Source organism: Kitasatospora dryopteridis, assembly GCF_050749075.1.
In the GTDB taxonomy this organism is placed as follows: Bacteria; Actinomycetota; Actinomycetes; order Streptomycetales; family Streptomycetaceae; genus Kitasatospora.
The window spans coordinates 3,058,537-3,071,527 of sequence record NZ_CP192749.1; the positions used below are offsets into that span (position 1 = coordinate 3,058,537).

9 protein-coding genes are annotated in these 12,991 nt (G+C 73.4%); 3 read left to right on the plus strand and 6 right to left on the minus strand.

Annotation, left to right across the window (positions count from 1 at the left end; genetic code table 11):
- Positions 1-21: 21 nt before the first annotated feature.
- Complete coding sequence (locus tag ACQ614_RS13825; RefSeq protein ID WP_431678857.1) at positions 22-1,083, minus strand: patatin-like phospholipase family protein; 1,062 nt, start codon at positions 1,081-1,083, stop codon at positions 22-24.
- A 317-nt stretch (positions 1,084-1,400) separates the two neighbouring features.
- Here ACQ614_RS13825 and ACQ614_RS13830 point away from each other — a divergent pair, with 317 nt between their 5' ends.
- Positions 1,401-1,949, plus strand: a complete 549-nt coding sequence (locus ACQ614_RS13830; RefSeq protein WP_431678859.1) for an Rv3235 family protein — start codon at positions 1,401-1,403, stop codon at positions 1,947-1,949.
- Between the two features lie 81 nt (positions 1,950-2,030).
- Here the strand turns inward: ACQ614_RS13830 and secA are convergent, their stop codons facing one another.
- Positions 2,031-4,781, minus strand: a complete 2,751-nt coding sequence (gene secA, locus ACQ614_RS13835) for a preprotein translocase subunit SecA (RefSeq protein WP_431678860.1) — start codon at positions 4,779-4,781, stop codon at positions 2,031-2,033.
- Between the two features lie 313 nt (positions 4,782-5,094).
- Between secA and ACQ614_RS13840 the strand changes: the two genes are divergently transcribed.
- Positions 5,095-6,240 (plus strand): winged helix-turn-helix domain-containing protein, encoded by a 1,146-nt coding sequence (locus ACQ614_RS13840; protein ID WP_431678862.1) that lies wholly within the window; start codon positions 5,095-5,097, stop codon positions 6,238-6,240.
- 27 nt (positions 6,241-6,267) lie between these two features.
- Here ACQ614_RS13840 and ACQ614_RS13845 read toward each other — a convergent pair whose 3' ends face one another.
- Positions 6,268-6,996, minus strand: coding sequence for a response regulator (locus ACQ614_RS13845; protein WP_431678863.1), 729 nt, complete (start codon positions 6,994-6,996; stop codon positions 6,268-6,270).
- Positions 6,997-7,160: 164 nt separating this feature from the next.
- Positions 7,161-7,847: a ribosome hibernation-promoting factor, HPF/YfiA family gene (gene hpf, locus ACQ614_RS13850; RefSeq protein ID WP_363487730.1), complete on the minus strand. Its 687-nt coding sequence runs from the start codon at positions 7,845-7,847 to the stop codon at positions 7,161-7,163.
- Between the two features lie 429 nt (positions 7,848-8,276).
- Between hpf and ACQ614_RS13855 the strand changes: the two genes are divergently transcribed.
- A complete protein-coding gene (locus ACQ614_RS13855) occupies positions 8,277-9,059 on the plus strand; it encodes a ComF family protein (RefSeq protein ID WP_431678865.1) in 783 nt (260 codons plus the stop codon).
- Here the strand turns inward: ACQ614_RS13855 and ACQ614_RS13860 are convergent.
- Positions 9,047-10,888: an LpqB family beta-propeller domain-containing protein gene (locus tag ACQ614_RS13860; protein ID WP_431678866.1), complete on the minus strand. Its 1,842-nt coding sequence runs from the start codon at positions 10,886-10,888 to the stop codon at positions 9,047-9,049. The genes ACQ614_RS13855 and ACQ614_RS13860 overlap by 13 nt on opposite strands.
- A complete protein-coding gene (mtrB, locus tag ACQ614_RS13865) occupies positions 10,878-12,953 on the minus strand; it encodes an MtrAB system histidine kinase MtrB (protein WP_431678867.1) in 2,076 nt (691 codons plus the stop codon). Before mtrB ends, ACQ614_RS13860 begins: the two co-directional genes overlap by 11 nt.
- Positions 12,954-12,991: the final 38 nt, after the last annotated feature.

The following is a 12,991-nucleotide window of genomic DNA, read 5'->3' on the forward strand; positions in this document are numbered from 1 at the left end:
GAGGTCGCCGCCGCACCCGGCTCACCGCAGCGCGGCGAGCGCGGCCAGGGTGGTGCTCAGCGCCGAGTCCAGCACCTCGGGGCGCCGGGCCGGGTCCATCATGTTGGGCCCCATCACCGCCAGGTCGGCGAGGGTGGGGGCGAGCAGCTGCACCCTGGTGCCGGCCGCCCGCAGTTCGCGGGCCTCGCGCATCATCTGCCGGGTGACCGTCCGGCGGTAGCGGCTGACCAGCTGGGCGAGCATGCCGCGCGGACGGTCCCGGGCCCGCCACTCGCGCAGCGCGGCGACCGCGCCCCGGCCCGGCTCGGCGCGCCCCTCGGGGTGCAGCCGCAGTGCCATCGGCGCGAGCACGTAGATCTCGTCGAGGCCGCGGGCGGCCATCAGGTCGGCGTTGGTGGCCGACCAGCAGCCGCCGTCCACGTAGGGGGCGCCCGCGAGCTCGACCGGGGCGAACCAGCCGGGGATCGCGCAGGAGGCCATCACCGCGTCGGCGACCGGCGCGGCCGGCGCCCCGGTGTCGCCGAAGACCACCCGGCGGCCGCTGCGGTAGTCGACCGCGACCACCCGCAGCGGGGAGCCGTCGGGCCAGCCGTCGCCGCCGGTGAGCGCCCGTACGAGCTCTCCGACCGGGGCGACCGAGCCCCGGCCGGGCGGGACGACGGCGGAGACCATGGTGAGGAAGGGGTAGTCGCGGGGGTGCCGGACGGCGTCGCGCAGCAGCCCGGGCGAGCCGATGCCGGCCGCGGGGCGGCGCGGCATCGCGCCGCCGGCCGCCGTGTCGTAGTCGAACTCGACCCCGGCCAGCGGGCCGCCGGTGATCGGCAGCCCGCGCTGGTGGTCCCTCAGGTGGTCGGGCTCGACCCCGGCGGCGAGCAGCGAGCCGAGGATGGCGCCGGCCGACGTCCCGAGGATCACGTCGGCGGCGCCGGGCCGCCAGCCGGTGGCCTCCTCCACGGCGCAGAGCGCGCCGACCGTCCAGGCCGCGCCGAGCATGCCGCCGCCGCCCAGCACCAGGCCGCGCCGCGGGCCGCCCGCACCGCGCCCCGCAACCGGGCCGTCGCCGGTGGTCACCTCGGTCACCATGCCGCCTCCCTGGGGTCGCCTGCCAGCCGATCCTCCGCCCTACCGGGCGGTAGGTCCGTTCGCCCGGCCGCCCCGCACGGCGGAATTCACCCGGCGCGTCCGTACTCCTTCGTGCACTGCCGGAACCCCGGTGCACGTCAACGCGGCGCCACGCCCGGTGGCCTGCCGGGCCCGCCGCCGCAGCGGACATCACCCGGATAGGTGACATGGCGGCCGCTCCCCGACGCCCGCCGGGGGTTCTTGAGGGCGGCGCACCGGCCCGGTAGCACAGGGGGTGACAACCCCGCCGGAGCCAGCCCGACAGGAGGTCGGTCCCCATGGCCGAGCACTGCAGCACCGTCCCCGCCGCACACACCGGGAGCCGGGCCGCCGCGCCGCTGGTCCGCCCGCTGGTGCACGTGCCCGGGCGCCCGCAGCCGCGCCGGCCCGTCCGCCACGCCCACCCGGGCCGGCACGCCGCGCTGCCGCCCGGCCACCCGGCGGCCGCCGGGCCGCGCGCCCCGCACCGGCCGCGCACGGGCTGCGCACCCTCCCACGGGGCGGGCCAGGGCGATCTGGCGGCCCGCTTCGCCCACCGGCTGGTCGAGGTGCTGACCGGGGTCCGCCCGGCGGGCCAGCTCCAGCGGCACACCACCCTGCACGGGTACCAGCAGCTCACCGCACTGGCGCGGACGGGCCCGCTGCGGCCCCGCGGCCGGGCGCCGCAGACCCGGCTGGGGCGGGTGTACGACTCGGCGCCGGCGCCGGACGCGCTGGAGGTGTGCGTCCGGGTGGAGTTCGGCCCGCGCCACCACATGGTGGCCTTCCGGCTGGAGCGGCACCGGCGCACCGAGCAGTGGCAGTGCGCCGCGGTGGAGGCGCGCTGACGGGCCGCACCGGGCCGGAACGCCGCAGGGCGCCGCGCCCCGGTGCGGGGTGCGGCGCCCTGCGGACGGGCACTGGGGGTGTCAGGCCTTGCGGCGGCGGCCGCGGCCGGCCTTCGCGGCGCGGCGGCGCTCGGCGCGGGTCATCCCGTCGCCCTCGTCCACCACGGAGTCCTCGAAGTCGCCCTCGATGACGGTGTCGTCGCCGTCGACGGTCGGCGCGGTGTAGTGCAGGCGCTGGCGGGCCGGGGCCTCCAGGCCCTTGGCCTTGATCTCCGGGCGGGCGTCGGCCTTCTCCAGCGCGACGGCGTCCTCGGCGACCGGCACCTCCTCGACCTGCTGCTCGACCTGGACCTCCAGGTTGAACAGGTAGCCGACAGACTCCTCCTTGATGCCCTCCATCATGGCGGCGAACATGTCGTAGCCCTCGCGCTGGTACTCGACCAGCGGGTCGCGCTGCGCGTAGGCGCGCAGCGCGATGCCCTCCTGCAGGTAGTCCATCTCGTAGAGGTGCTCGCGCCAGCGGCGGTCCAGCACCGACAGGACGACGCGGCGCTCCAGCTCGCGCATGATCTGCTCGCCGAGCTGGTCCTCGCGGCGGCCGTAGGAGGCCTGCACGTCCTCCTGGATGGTCTGGGTGAGGAACTCGGGGGTGAGCCCGGCGGTGCCGCCGGCCTCCTCCTCCAGCTCGTCCAGGTCCAGGGAGATCGGGTAGAGCTGCTTGAGGGCCGTCCAGAGCTTCTCGAGGTCCCAGTCGTCCTCGAAGCCCTCGCCGGTGGCGGCGTTGACGTACGCCTCGACGGTGTCGTCCATGAAGTGGCCGACCTGCTCCTGCAGGTCCTCGCCCTCCAGGACGCGGCGGCGCTCGCCGTAGATGACCTCGCGCTGGCGGTTGAGGACCTCGTCGTACTTGAGGACGTTCTTGCGGATCTCGAAGTTCTGCTGCTCGACCTGGGTCTGCGCGGAGGCGATGGCGCGGGTGACCATCTTGGACTCGATCGGCACGTCCTCCGGGACGTTCGCCATGGAGAGCACGCGCTCGACCATGCCGGCCTTGAACAGGCGCATCAGGTCGTCGCCCAGCGACAGGTAGAAGCGGGACTCGCCCGGGTCGCCCTGGCGGCCGGAGCGGCCGCGGAGCTGGTTGTCGATGCGGCGGGACTCGTGGCGCTCGGTGCCGAGCACGTACAGGCCGCCGAGCTCCTGGACCTCCAGCTGCTCGGCCTTGACGGCCTCCTTGGCCTTGTCCAGCGCGCTCGGGAAGGCGGCCTCGTACTCCTCCGGGGTGTCCTCCGGGGTGATTCCGCGCTGGGCGAGCTCGGCGGCGGCCAGGTGCTCGGCGTTGCCGCCGAGCATGATGTCGGTGCCGCGGCCGGCCATGTTGGTGGCGACGGTGACGGCGCCCTTGCGGCCGGCCTGCGCGACGATCTGCGCCTCGCGCTCGTGGTGCTTGGCGTTCAGCACCTCGTGCGGGATGCCGCGCTTGCGCAGCTCCTGGGAGAGGTACTCGGACTTCTCGACCGAGACGGTGCCGACCAGGACCGGCTGGCCCTTCTCGTGCTTCTCGGCGATGTCGTCGACGACGGCGGCGAACTTGGCCGGCTCCGACTTGTAGATGAGGTCGGGCTGGTCGATGCGGCGCGGCGTCTTGTTGGTGGGGATCGGCACCACGCCGAGCTTGTAGATCTGGTGGAACTCGGCGGCCTCGGTGGTGCCGGTACCGGTCATGCCGGACAGCTTGTCGTAGAGGCGGAAGAAGTTCTGCAGGGTGATGGTGGCCAGGGTCTGGTTCTCGTTCTGGACCTCCACCCCCTCCTTGGCCTCGATCGCCTGGTGCATGCCCTCGTTGTAGCGGCGGCCGGCCAGGATACGGCCGGTGTGCTCGTCGACGATCATGACCTCGCCGTTGATGACGACGTAGTCCTTGTCCGCCTTGTAGAGCTCCTTCGCCTTGATGGCGTTGTTGAGGAAGCCGACCAGCGGGGTGTTCACCGACTCGTAGAGGTTGTCGATGCCGAGGTAGTCCTCGACCCGGCCGACGCCGTCCTCCAGGATGCCGACCGTGCGCTTCTTCTCGTCGACCTCGTAGTCGCGGTCGCGCTTGAGGCGCAGCACCAGCTTGGCGAAGTCGTTGTACCACTTGGTGGCCTGGTCGGCCGGGCCCGAGATGATCAGCGGGGTGCGGGCCTCGTCGATGAGGATCGAGTCGACCTCGTCGACGATCGCGAAGTTGTGGCCACGCTGGACGAGCTCGTCCTTCGACCAGGCCATGTTGTCGCGCAGGTAGTCGAAGCCGAACTCGTTGTTCGTGCCGTACGTGATGTCCATCCCGTACTGGCGCTTGCGCTCGGCCGGCGACATGTTCCCCAGGATCACGCCGACCTCGAGGCCGAGGAAGCGGTGCACCCGGCCCATCCACTCCGAGTCGCGCTCGGCGAGGTAGTCGTTGACGGTGATCAGGTGGACGCCCTTGCCGGTCAGCGCGTTGAGGTACGCGGGCAGGGTGCCGACCAGGGTCTTGCCCTCACCGGTGCGCATCTCGGCGACGTAGCCGTAGTGCAGCGCGGCGCCGCCCATGATCTGCACGTCGTAGTGGCGCTGGCCCAGCACGCGCTTGGCGGCCTCGCGGACGGTCGCGAAGGCCTCCGGCATGATGTCGTCCAGGCTCTCGCCCTCTTCGAGGCGGGCCTTGTACTCGTCGGTGAGCGCGCGCAGCTCGTCGTCGCTGAGGTTGACGAAGTCCTCTTCGATCGAGTTGACCTGGGCGGCAATCCGCTGCAGCTTGCGAAGGATCTTACCCTCGCCTGCGCGCAGGATCTTGTCGAAGACGGACACGTGAGCGGGCTCCTTGCCTGGATCGGCTCTGGATGACAATCGGCGAGACCTACCCCACCGTACGGGCCATCGTATGCGAGGAGGCCAAGCCGCCGGGAGGTCCGTCAGCACGGTATTCCTGTGTCACCCAGAGGGGCAAAGCGCTGCGAAGCACCGGCCCCGGGGCAAAACGGTCAACCCGTGCCTCCTCTTTCCGGTCAACCCCCGGCGGGTCGCACAGGTTCCCGGCGGCCGCGGCGGCCCGGCCGGTCGTCGGTGACCGGTCGTCCGCGGCCCCGGCCGGTTGTCAGCGGCAGGGCCTACGCTGCCCGGCATGACCGTCATGCTCTCCGCCGACCAGGCCCGCCGGATCGCCCTCCGCGCCCAGGGGCTGCTGGGCGCCCCGGACCGCCGCGGCGGGGTCCGCGGCGTGCTGCGCCACCTCGGCGCCGTCCAGCTGGACACCATCTCGGTGCTGGCCCGCTCGCACGAGCTGGTCCCCTACGCACGGCTCGGCGCCGTGGGGCGCCCCGCGGTGGAGGGCGCGTACTGGGGTTCGGAGACGACGTTCGAGTACTGGTCGCACGCGGCGTGCATCCTGCCGATCGAGGAGTGGCCGCTGTTCGCCTTCCGGCGCCGCGCCTACCGCGGCCGCGGCAACCTCTGGGGCCACCAGGTCTCCCCGGAGACGTACCGGGCGGTGCTGGACAAGCTGCGGGCCGAGGGGCCGCTGACGTCGACGGGGCTGGGCGGCGCCAAGCGCACCGCCGAGTGGTGGGACTGGTCCGACACCAAGATCGCGGTGGAGCGGGCGCTCGCCTTCGGCGACGTGGTGTGCACCGAGCGGCGCAGCTGGAAGCGGGTCTACGAGCTGGCCGAGCAGGCCGTCCCGGCGGAGCTGTACGGCCAGGACCTCTCCGACGAGGAGTGCCTGCGCCGGCTGGTCGCCCAGGCGGGCGCCGCACTCGGGGTGGCGACGCGGGCCGATCTGATGGACTACCACCGCCTCAAGGGCACCCAGGTGGAGTCGGTGATCGAGGCCTCCGGCCTGGTGCCGGTGCAGGTCGAGGGCTGGACGGCGCCGGCCTGGGCCGACCCGGCGGCGCTGGCCTCCGAGCCGCGCGGCCGGCACCGCACGACCCTGCTCTCGCCCTTCGACTCGCTGATCTGGGACCGCGCCCGCACCGAGCGGATCTTCGGCATGACGCACCGGCTGGAGGCGTACACGCCCAAGCACAAGCGGGTGCACGGGTACTTCGCCATGCCGCTGCTGGCGGGCGGCCGGCTGGTCGGCCGGGTCGACCCGGCACGCGAGGGCCGCACCCTGGTGGCCCGTCAGGTCTCGCTGGAGGGGGCGAAGTTCGTGGCGCCGCTGGCCGAGGCGCTGCGCGAGGCGGCGGCCTGGGTGGGCTGCGACGCGGTGCGGGTGGAGCGGCTGGCGGACGAGGGGCTGCGTCCGGCCCTGGAGAAGCTACTCTGAGGCCCCGGCCGGCGGGCCGGGCCCGGGTCAGCCTATTTCGAGGATCTTCTCGCGCATCGCGTAGACCACGGCCTCCATCCGGGAGTGCAGTTGCAGCTTCTCCAGGATGTTGCGGACGTGGTTCTTCACGGTGTTCTCGCTGATGAAGAGCTCCTTGGCGATCTCCCGGTTGTTCATCCCGGTGGCGACCAGCTTGAGCACTTCCAGCTCCCGGTCGGTGAGCCGCGGTGCAGGCACCAACTCCCGTTCGTCGGAGCGCCGTTGGATCATCGACTTGAACTCGGTGAGCAGCTTGGCCGCCATCGAGGGGCTGATCTGCGACTGGCCGTCGGCGACCGCGCGGATGGCGGTGGCGACCTCGTCGGTGGAGATCTCCTTGAGGAGGTAGCCGGTCGCGCCGGCCTTGATGGCCTCGTAGAGGTCGGCCTCCTCGTCGCTGATCGTCAGCATGATGATCTTGGCGCTGGGCACCACGTCCTTGATCGCGGTGCAGGCCTCGATCCCGCTGCGGCGCGGCATCCGGACGTCCATGAGGATGATGTCCGGCAGCAGGTCGGCGGCCTTGAGCACGGCCTCGGCGCCGTCCCCCGCCTCTCCGATGACCTTGATGTCCTCTTCTTCGGCGAGCACGATCTCCAGGCCGCGGCGGAACAGCGCGTGGTCGTCCACCACCAGCACCCTGATCGGCTCCGCCCGGTACGCCGGGGGACCGCCCGCCAGGCCGACCTCCGCACCACGGCTGATGGGCTCGCCCATCCGCTCCTCCCCCGGTCGCCGGTTGATGTCGGCTCCATCATTCCATGACCGCAGCGGCGTTGATCACCCTCCGAGACCGGTCCGCCCAGCTGGGTGACCCCGGCGGCAGGGCCGCCGGGGTCACCCGGTCGATCGATCTGTCGTGCTGCCGGAGCGGGACGGGATCAGTCCTCGTCCGGTCCGTTGATCGCACCACCGGCGCCTCCGCCGACGGCCGTCGCGTCCTCCTTCAGGTGGATGACGCCGTAGTGGTAGCCGTGCCGGCGGTACACCACGCTCGGCAGGCCGCTGTCCTTCTCCACGAACAGGAAGAAGTCGTGGCCGACCAGTTCCATCTCGTACAGCGCCTGGTCCAGCGACATCGGCGCGGCGGGGTGCGTCTTCTCCCGGACGACGAGCGGTCCGTCGCCCTCCACCTCCAGAGAGCCCATCATGGTCTTGCGGGCCGCCCCGTTGACCGGGCCCTCGGTCTGCTCGGTCGAGGGGAGCGCGGCCAGGGCGGCCGTCGCCGCTGCGACGCTGACGGGGGTGCGGCCGTTGCCGCCCTTGTGCACCCGGCGCCGGTCGGCGGACTTCCGCATTTGCGCGTCGAGCTTCGCCGAGGCCAGGTCGAGCGCCGCGTACGGGTCGCTCGCTGCGGCCTCGGCCCGGATCACCGGGCCGCGGGTACGGAGAGTGATCTCGACCCGCTCGGACCGGTCGGCCTGGCGCGGGTTGTGCTCCTTGGACACCTCGACGTCGAGGCTGATCACCTTGCCGTCGAACTTCTGGACCTTCTCCAGCTTCTCGGCCACGTGCTCGCGGAACCTCTTGGGCACCTCGGTCTTGCGGCCCTTGACGACGATGTCCACGCAGAACTCCGATCCCTTGTGCTGTCGCCGATCCGGAACGCACCCGGACCGGACTGAGACCCAGCCGGACCAGCCAATCCGCCACCAGCCCCCCACCTTCGCCGGGAGCGGCGAACTCGACTGGCCCTCACCTCACTTCCTCCCCACCAGGAGCGCTTAAAACCCCCTGTGTGCCTTATGGAACACCTCGCTCGGGGATTCCGCCTCCCCAGTCGAACACCATGGCGAGACCGGACCGGCTGGACGACTGTCACCCACTGTTTACCTCCCATGGAGTGAAACACCGGTTAACAGCTGGACAACACGCTCCGTGGCGCCCACCGTATGGCGCAGTCCGTACCCCGGCAAGGGGCCGCACGACACTTGCGGCACCGCCCGGTGTCCCATTCGTGCACGTCATACGTGCCCCGTGTGCCACGGGAGGCGTCCGTGACCGCGCCGCGCACCGCAGGCCTCCTCGGCGGCGGCCTGCTCGACCTGCTGCTGCCCGCCCGCTGCGCGGGCTGCGGCGAAGGCGCCGGCCAGCTCTGCCCCGCCTGCCGGGCGCTGCTGACCTGCGCGGCGGCCGGTCCGGCCGGGCCCGAGCCGCCGCCGGACGGGCTGCCCCCGGTGCACGCCGCCGCGCCGTACGGCGGGCCGGTGCGGAACCTGCTGATCGCCCACAAGGAGCGCGGCGCCCTGCGGTTGGCACGGCCGCTCGGATCGGCGCTCGCGGCAGCCGTGCGCTCCGCGGACGCGGCAGGCGCCCCCGGTGCGCCGGGCGCACCCCTGCTGCTCGTCCCGGTGCCCTCCACGCGCCGGTCGGTCCGGGAGCGTGGGCACGATCCGGCGCTGCGGCTGGCCCGGGCGGCCGCACGGGAGCTCCGCCGGGCGGGCCGGCCGGCACGGGTCGCACCGGTGCTGCGGCACGCCCGCCGGGTGGCCGACCAGGCCGGACTGTCGGCCGCCGAACGGCACCGCAACCTGCACGGCGCGCTCGCGGTCCGGCCGCACACCGCCGCACTCCTGCACGGCCGGCCGGTCGTCCTGGTGGACGACCTGGTGACCACCGGGGCCAGCCTCGCCGAAGCCGCCCGCGCCCTAAGGGCAGCCGGCTGCCCGCCCCGGGCCGCCGCCACCGTGGCAGCAACCGCCCGCCGATCGGGCTGGGCCGGCGACCCCCGAAGCGGGGTCGCTCAGGAGTGCCGGGGGCCCGTGCGTCAGCCCGGGTAGCCGAAGGAGGCGGCCGGGTGGCCCTGCAGCGCGACCTCGCGCCACTGGTTGCCCTGCAGCCGGAAGATCCGGTGGTCGCTGGAGTACGCCAGGACGGGCGGCACGCTCTCGCCGGTACGGCTCTCGGCGGAGGACACGGTGGTCATCGACTCGCCGCCCTGCAGCGGGGAGTCGCTGGACTGCGAGCCGTCCGTGCCCACGTAGTTGAGCAGCTGCAGCTTGCCCTGCTCCTTGCCGAGCACCAGCAGTTGGTCGGTGTCGGCCCAGGACACCGAGGCGACGTCGGTGAGCAGCGGGGCGACCGGCCGCAGGCCGGTGATGCGGGCCCGCGGCGAGCCGCTCGTGCCCTCGTGCACCACCAGGCCGATCTGCAGCGAGCGCCGACCGGAGCCGTCCTTGAGCACCAGGGCGATCCGGGCGCCGTCGGAGGAGACCCGCACGTCCTGGACGGTGCGGCCGGCCAGGCCGTCGACCTGGGCGGCGACGGACTTACGCCCGCGCACCAGGTAGACCTGCGGCGCGGCCGGGTCGCGGTCGACCAGCCAGAGGTTCTGCCGGCCGTCCCAGCTGGGCGAGGCGAGGCCCTGCCCGGCCTGGGTGGAGCGGCTGGTTATCACCGGGTCGCCGAGCTTCTCCGCCTCGCCGAACCCGGTCACGTAGAGGGAGCGGCCGTCCGCGCCGATCGCGGCGGCGCCGGTGCCGTCGCGGCGGACGGCGACCTCGCCGATCTTCGGCTGGCCGGACTGCCCGGACTGGCCGAGCGGGCCGGAGACGGCGCGGCCCGGGCCGTCGCCCTGCAGCAGGAGCAGCTGGCCGGTGTCGACCTGGTAGTACTGGGCGGCCCCTGCGGAGCCGGCGAGCTGGCCGGGTGCGGAGTCGGCGGCCTCGGAGGCGGTGACCGAGCAGCCGCCCTTGGCGCCGGACAGGTCGACCCGGTCGAGCTGGGCCTTGCCCTGCTGGTCGGCCAGGGTGTGGAAGAGCTGGGTGGCCATCTGCTTGCAGGCGCTCTGCCGGCCGCCGAAGTCGGCGACGTCGACGCGGACCGCGGCGGCCCGGCTGTCGTTGACCGTCACCGCGCCCTGGATGCGCACGCCCTCGAAGGCCGAGTAGACCGCGGGCGACAGCCACTGCGAGGGCCCGGCGGCGAGCGCCTTGGCGGCCGCGGTGAGCGGGTCGGTGCGGCGGCGCAGGTAGATCGGGTCGGGCACCATGACGGACGGGGTGGCACCGTCGGCCGACGGGTCGGAGGAGGCGTAGAAGTAGCGGTGGACCGCCCGGTAGGAGTTCCGGAAGTTGGTCTGGTCGACGATCAGGCCGTCCGGGAGGCGGTCGATCCGCCACTCCCCCTTGTCCGGGCCCTCGGTCTCCTTCACGAAGGTGAACTGCTGCTGGTACGCCTCGTCGGAGACCGTCCGGTAGGAGTGGTCCTCGTCGAGCTCGGCGACCTTGTTGCCGGTCACGGTGATCGAGGTGGTGTCGGTGGCGACGACCGTCTTGTCCCGGTGCAGGGTGGCGGCGAGCACGGTGACGCCCGCCTGCGGGTTCCACCGCTTGCCCGCGTTGGCGGTCAGGTACTTCAGCGCGGTCTCGTAGTCCTTGGCCTCGTCCGCGTTGGAGGCGGCCAGGAAGCCGGCCAGCAGGTCGCGCGGGTCCTCGCCCTTGTGCGGCGGCACCGGGAACACCCTGACCTGCAGGTTCTCCGCGCCGGAGCCCTGCGGCAACTCGACCCGCTCGGGCGGGCCGTCCGCGGGCATCGCGGCGCAGCCCGCGGCGAGCAGGACGGCGAGTGCGGCACAGGCGGCCCGGGCGGAGCGCAGCTCAGCCCTCACGCCGCTCGTCCTTCGCACGCTGGGGCCTCCCGGTGTCGGCGGTGTCCGGACCCTCCTGGGGAGGGAGTGTCGGGCGGGCAGGTCCGCGGTCGACGACGACCTGGGCCCCGGTGGCACCGTACCCCGAGGCCACCGCCCGGACGTCCGAGGGGTCGGCGACGGGTGCGGCCTGCGGGCGGCCCAGTCCGGGGCCGATCGACAGCACGCCGCCGAGGCCGCTGCCGAAGCCGGACTGCCCGCCGTCGGGGCTCTCGGGACCGTCCTGGTCGGCGGCGCCGTCGGCCGCGGTGAGCGCGGTCGCGCCGGTCGGGCGGACGGCGCGGCGGTAGGGCGCGCCGGGGGCGGCGAGGCCGCGGTTGTGCCGGGAGTCCTCCGGCTCCAGCCGGAACGGGGCCCGGCTGATCTCGCCGCCGCGGGTGCGGGGCAGGGTCAGGCGGAAGTGCGAGCCGCCACCGGGCTCGCCCCAGGCCTGGAGCCAGCCGCCGTGCAGGTGGGCGTCCTCGACGGCGATGGACAGGCCGAGGCCGGTGCCGCCGGTGGTGCGCACCCGGGACGGATCTGCGCGCCAGAACCGGTGGAACACCCGGGAGGCCTCGCCGGGCTTGAGGCCGATGCCGTAGTCGCGGACGCCGACGGCGACCGCGCCCTCGCCGGTGCCGAGCCGGACGACGACGTCGCGGCCCTCGCCGTGCTCCAGGGCGTTGACGACCAGGTTGCGCAGGATGCGCTCGATCCGCCGGGAGTCGACCTCGGCGACGACCGGCTTCTCCGCGCCGCGGACGATCACCGCACTGCCCTTGGCCTGGGCCAGCGGGTCGGCGGCCTCGACCACGCGGGTCACGATGTCCCGGAGGTCGACCGGCTCGGCGTCGAGGATCGCGGCGCCGGCGTCGAAGCGGCTGATCTCCAGCAGGTCGGCGAGCAGCGACTCGAAGCGGTCCAGCTGGTCCTGCAGCAGTTCGGCGGAGCGGGCGGCCATCGGGTCGAGGTCGTCGCGGCTGTCGTAGATCAGGTCGGCGGCCATCCGCACGGTGGTGAGCGGGGTGCGCAGCTCGTGCGAGACGTCGGAGACGAAGCGGCGCTGCACCCGGGAGAGCTCCTCCAACTGCCGGATCTGCGCCTGCAGGGCGTTGGCCATCCGGTTGAAGGACTCGCCGAGGCGGGCGATGTCGTCCGTACCGGTCACCTTCATCCGCTCCTCGAGGTGGCCCGCGGCCAGCCGTGCGGAGATCCCGGCGGCCATCCGCACGGGGGTGACGACCTGCCGGACGACCAGCCAGGCGATGCCGCCGAGCAGGATGACCACGAACACGCCGGCGGTCGCCAGGGTGCCGGTGACCAGGCCGAGGGTCTTGGTCTCCTGTCCGAAGGAGAAGACGTAGTACAGCTGGTACGGGTTGCCGTCGGGTCCGGTGAACTGCTTGCCGATGACCAGCCCGGGCTCGTTGTACGAGGGGCTGCCGTCGTCGGTGGAGCGCTGGATCTCGGTGGTCTGCTGGTGCGGGGTGCCGGGTTCGGCGGCGACCTCGTCGCGCAGGTCCTGGCTGATCGAGTCGGGGACGATGTTGCCGGAGTACCAGGCGCCGCGCAGGGCCGCGCTGGGCGCGCTCTCCTGCTGGCCGGTGGAGGGCACCAGGGCGATCACCGAGTAGACGCCGGTGCCGCCGCTGGCGAGGTCGGAGACCTGCTTGATGAGCCAGGTGCCGACCTCGTCCCGCGAGGGGTCGGTGCCGGTGCCGGCCTTCGCCTGCAGGTTGATCGCCTCGTTGATCTTGTCCTGCTCGATCTGGAAGCCGCCGAACGCCTGGCCCTGCGCGGCGTGCTTCTTGGTGTCGAGCAGGCCGGTGCGCACCTGCGCGACCACGACCACGCCGAGCACCAGCACGACCACGACGGAGAGCAGCAGCGTGGCGGCGACCACGCGGAGCTGGATGGAGCGGCGGTACAGCGCGACCAGGCGTCGCACCGGCCGCCGGAACTGACGGATCACCTGGGCGCAGAACGCGGCGGGGCCGCGGCGCCTGCGCCGGCCCTCCGTGGTCGAACTCAGCACGTCTCCGCGCACAGCAGCCTCCCCGCCGGGTGCGATGCCCGACGGGGAGT

Coding starts and splice junctions, on each gene's coding strand:
- ACQ614_RS13825 (WP_431678857.1), bottom strand. CDS start 1,083: ATGGTGACCGAGGTGACCACCGGCGACGGCCCGGTTGCGGGGCGCGGT.
- ACQ614_RS13830 (WP_431678859.1), top strand. CDS start 1,401: ATGGCCGAGCACTGCAGCACCGTCCCCGCCGCACACACCGGGAGCCGG.
- ACQ614_RS13840 (WP_431678862.1), top strand. CDS start 5,095: ATGACCGTCATGCTCTCCGCCGACCAGGCCCGCCGGATCGCCCTCCGC.
- ACQ614_RS13845 (WP_431678863.1), bottom strand. CDS start 6,996: ATGGGCGAGCCCATCAGCCGTGGTGCGGAGGTCGGCCTGGCGGGCGGT.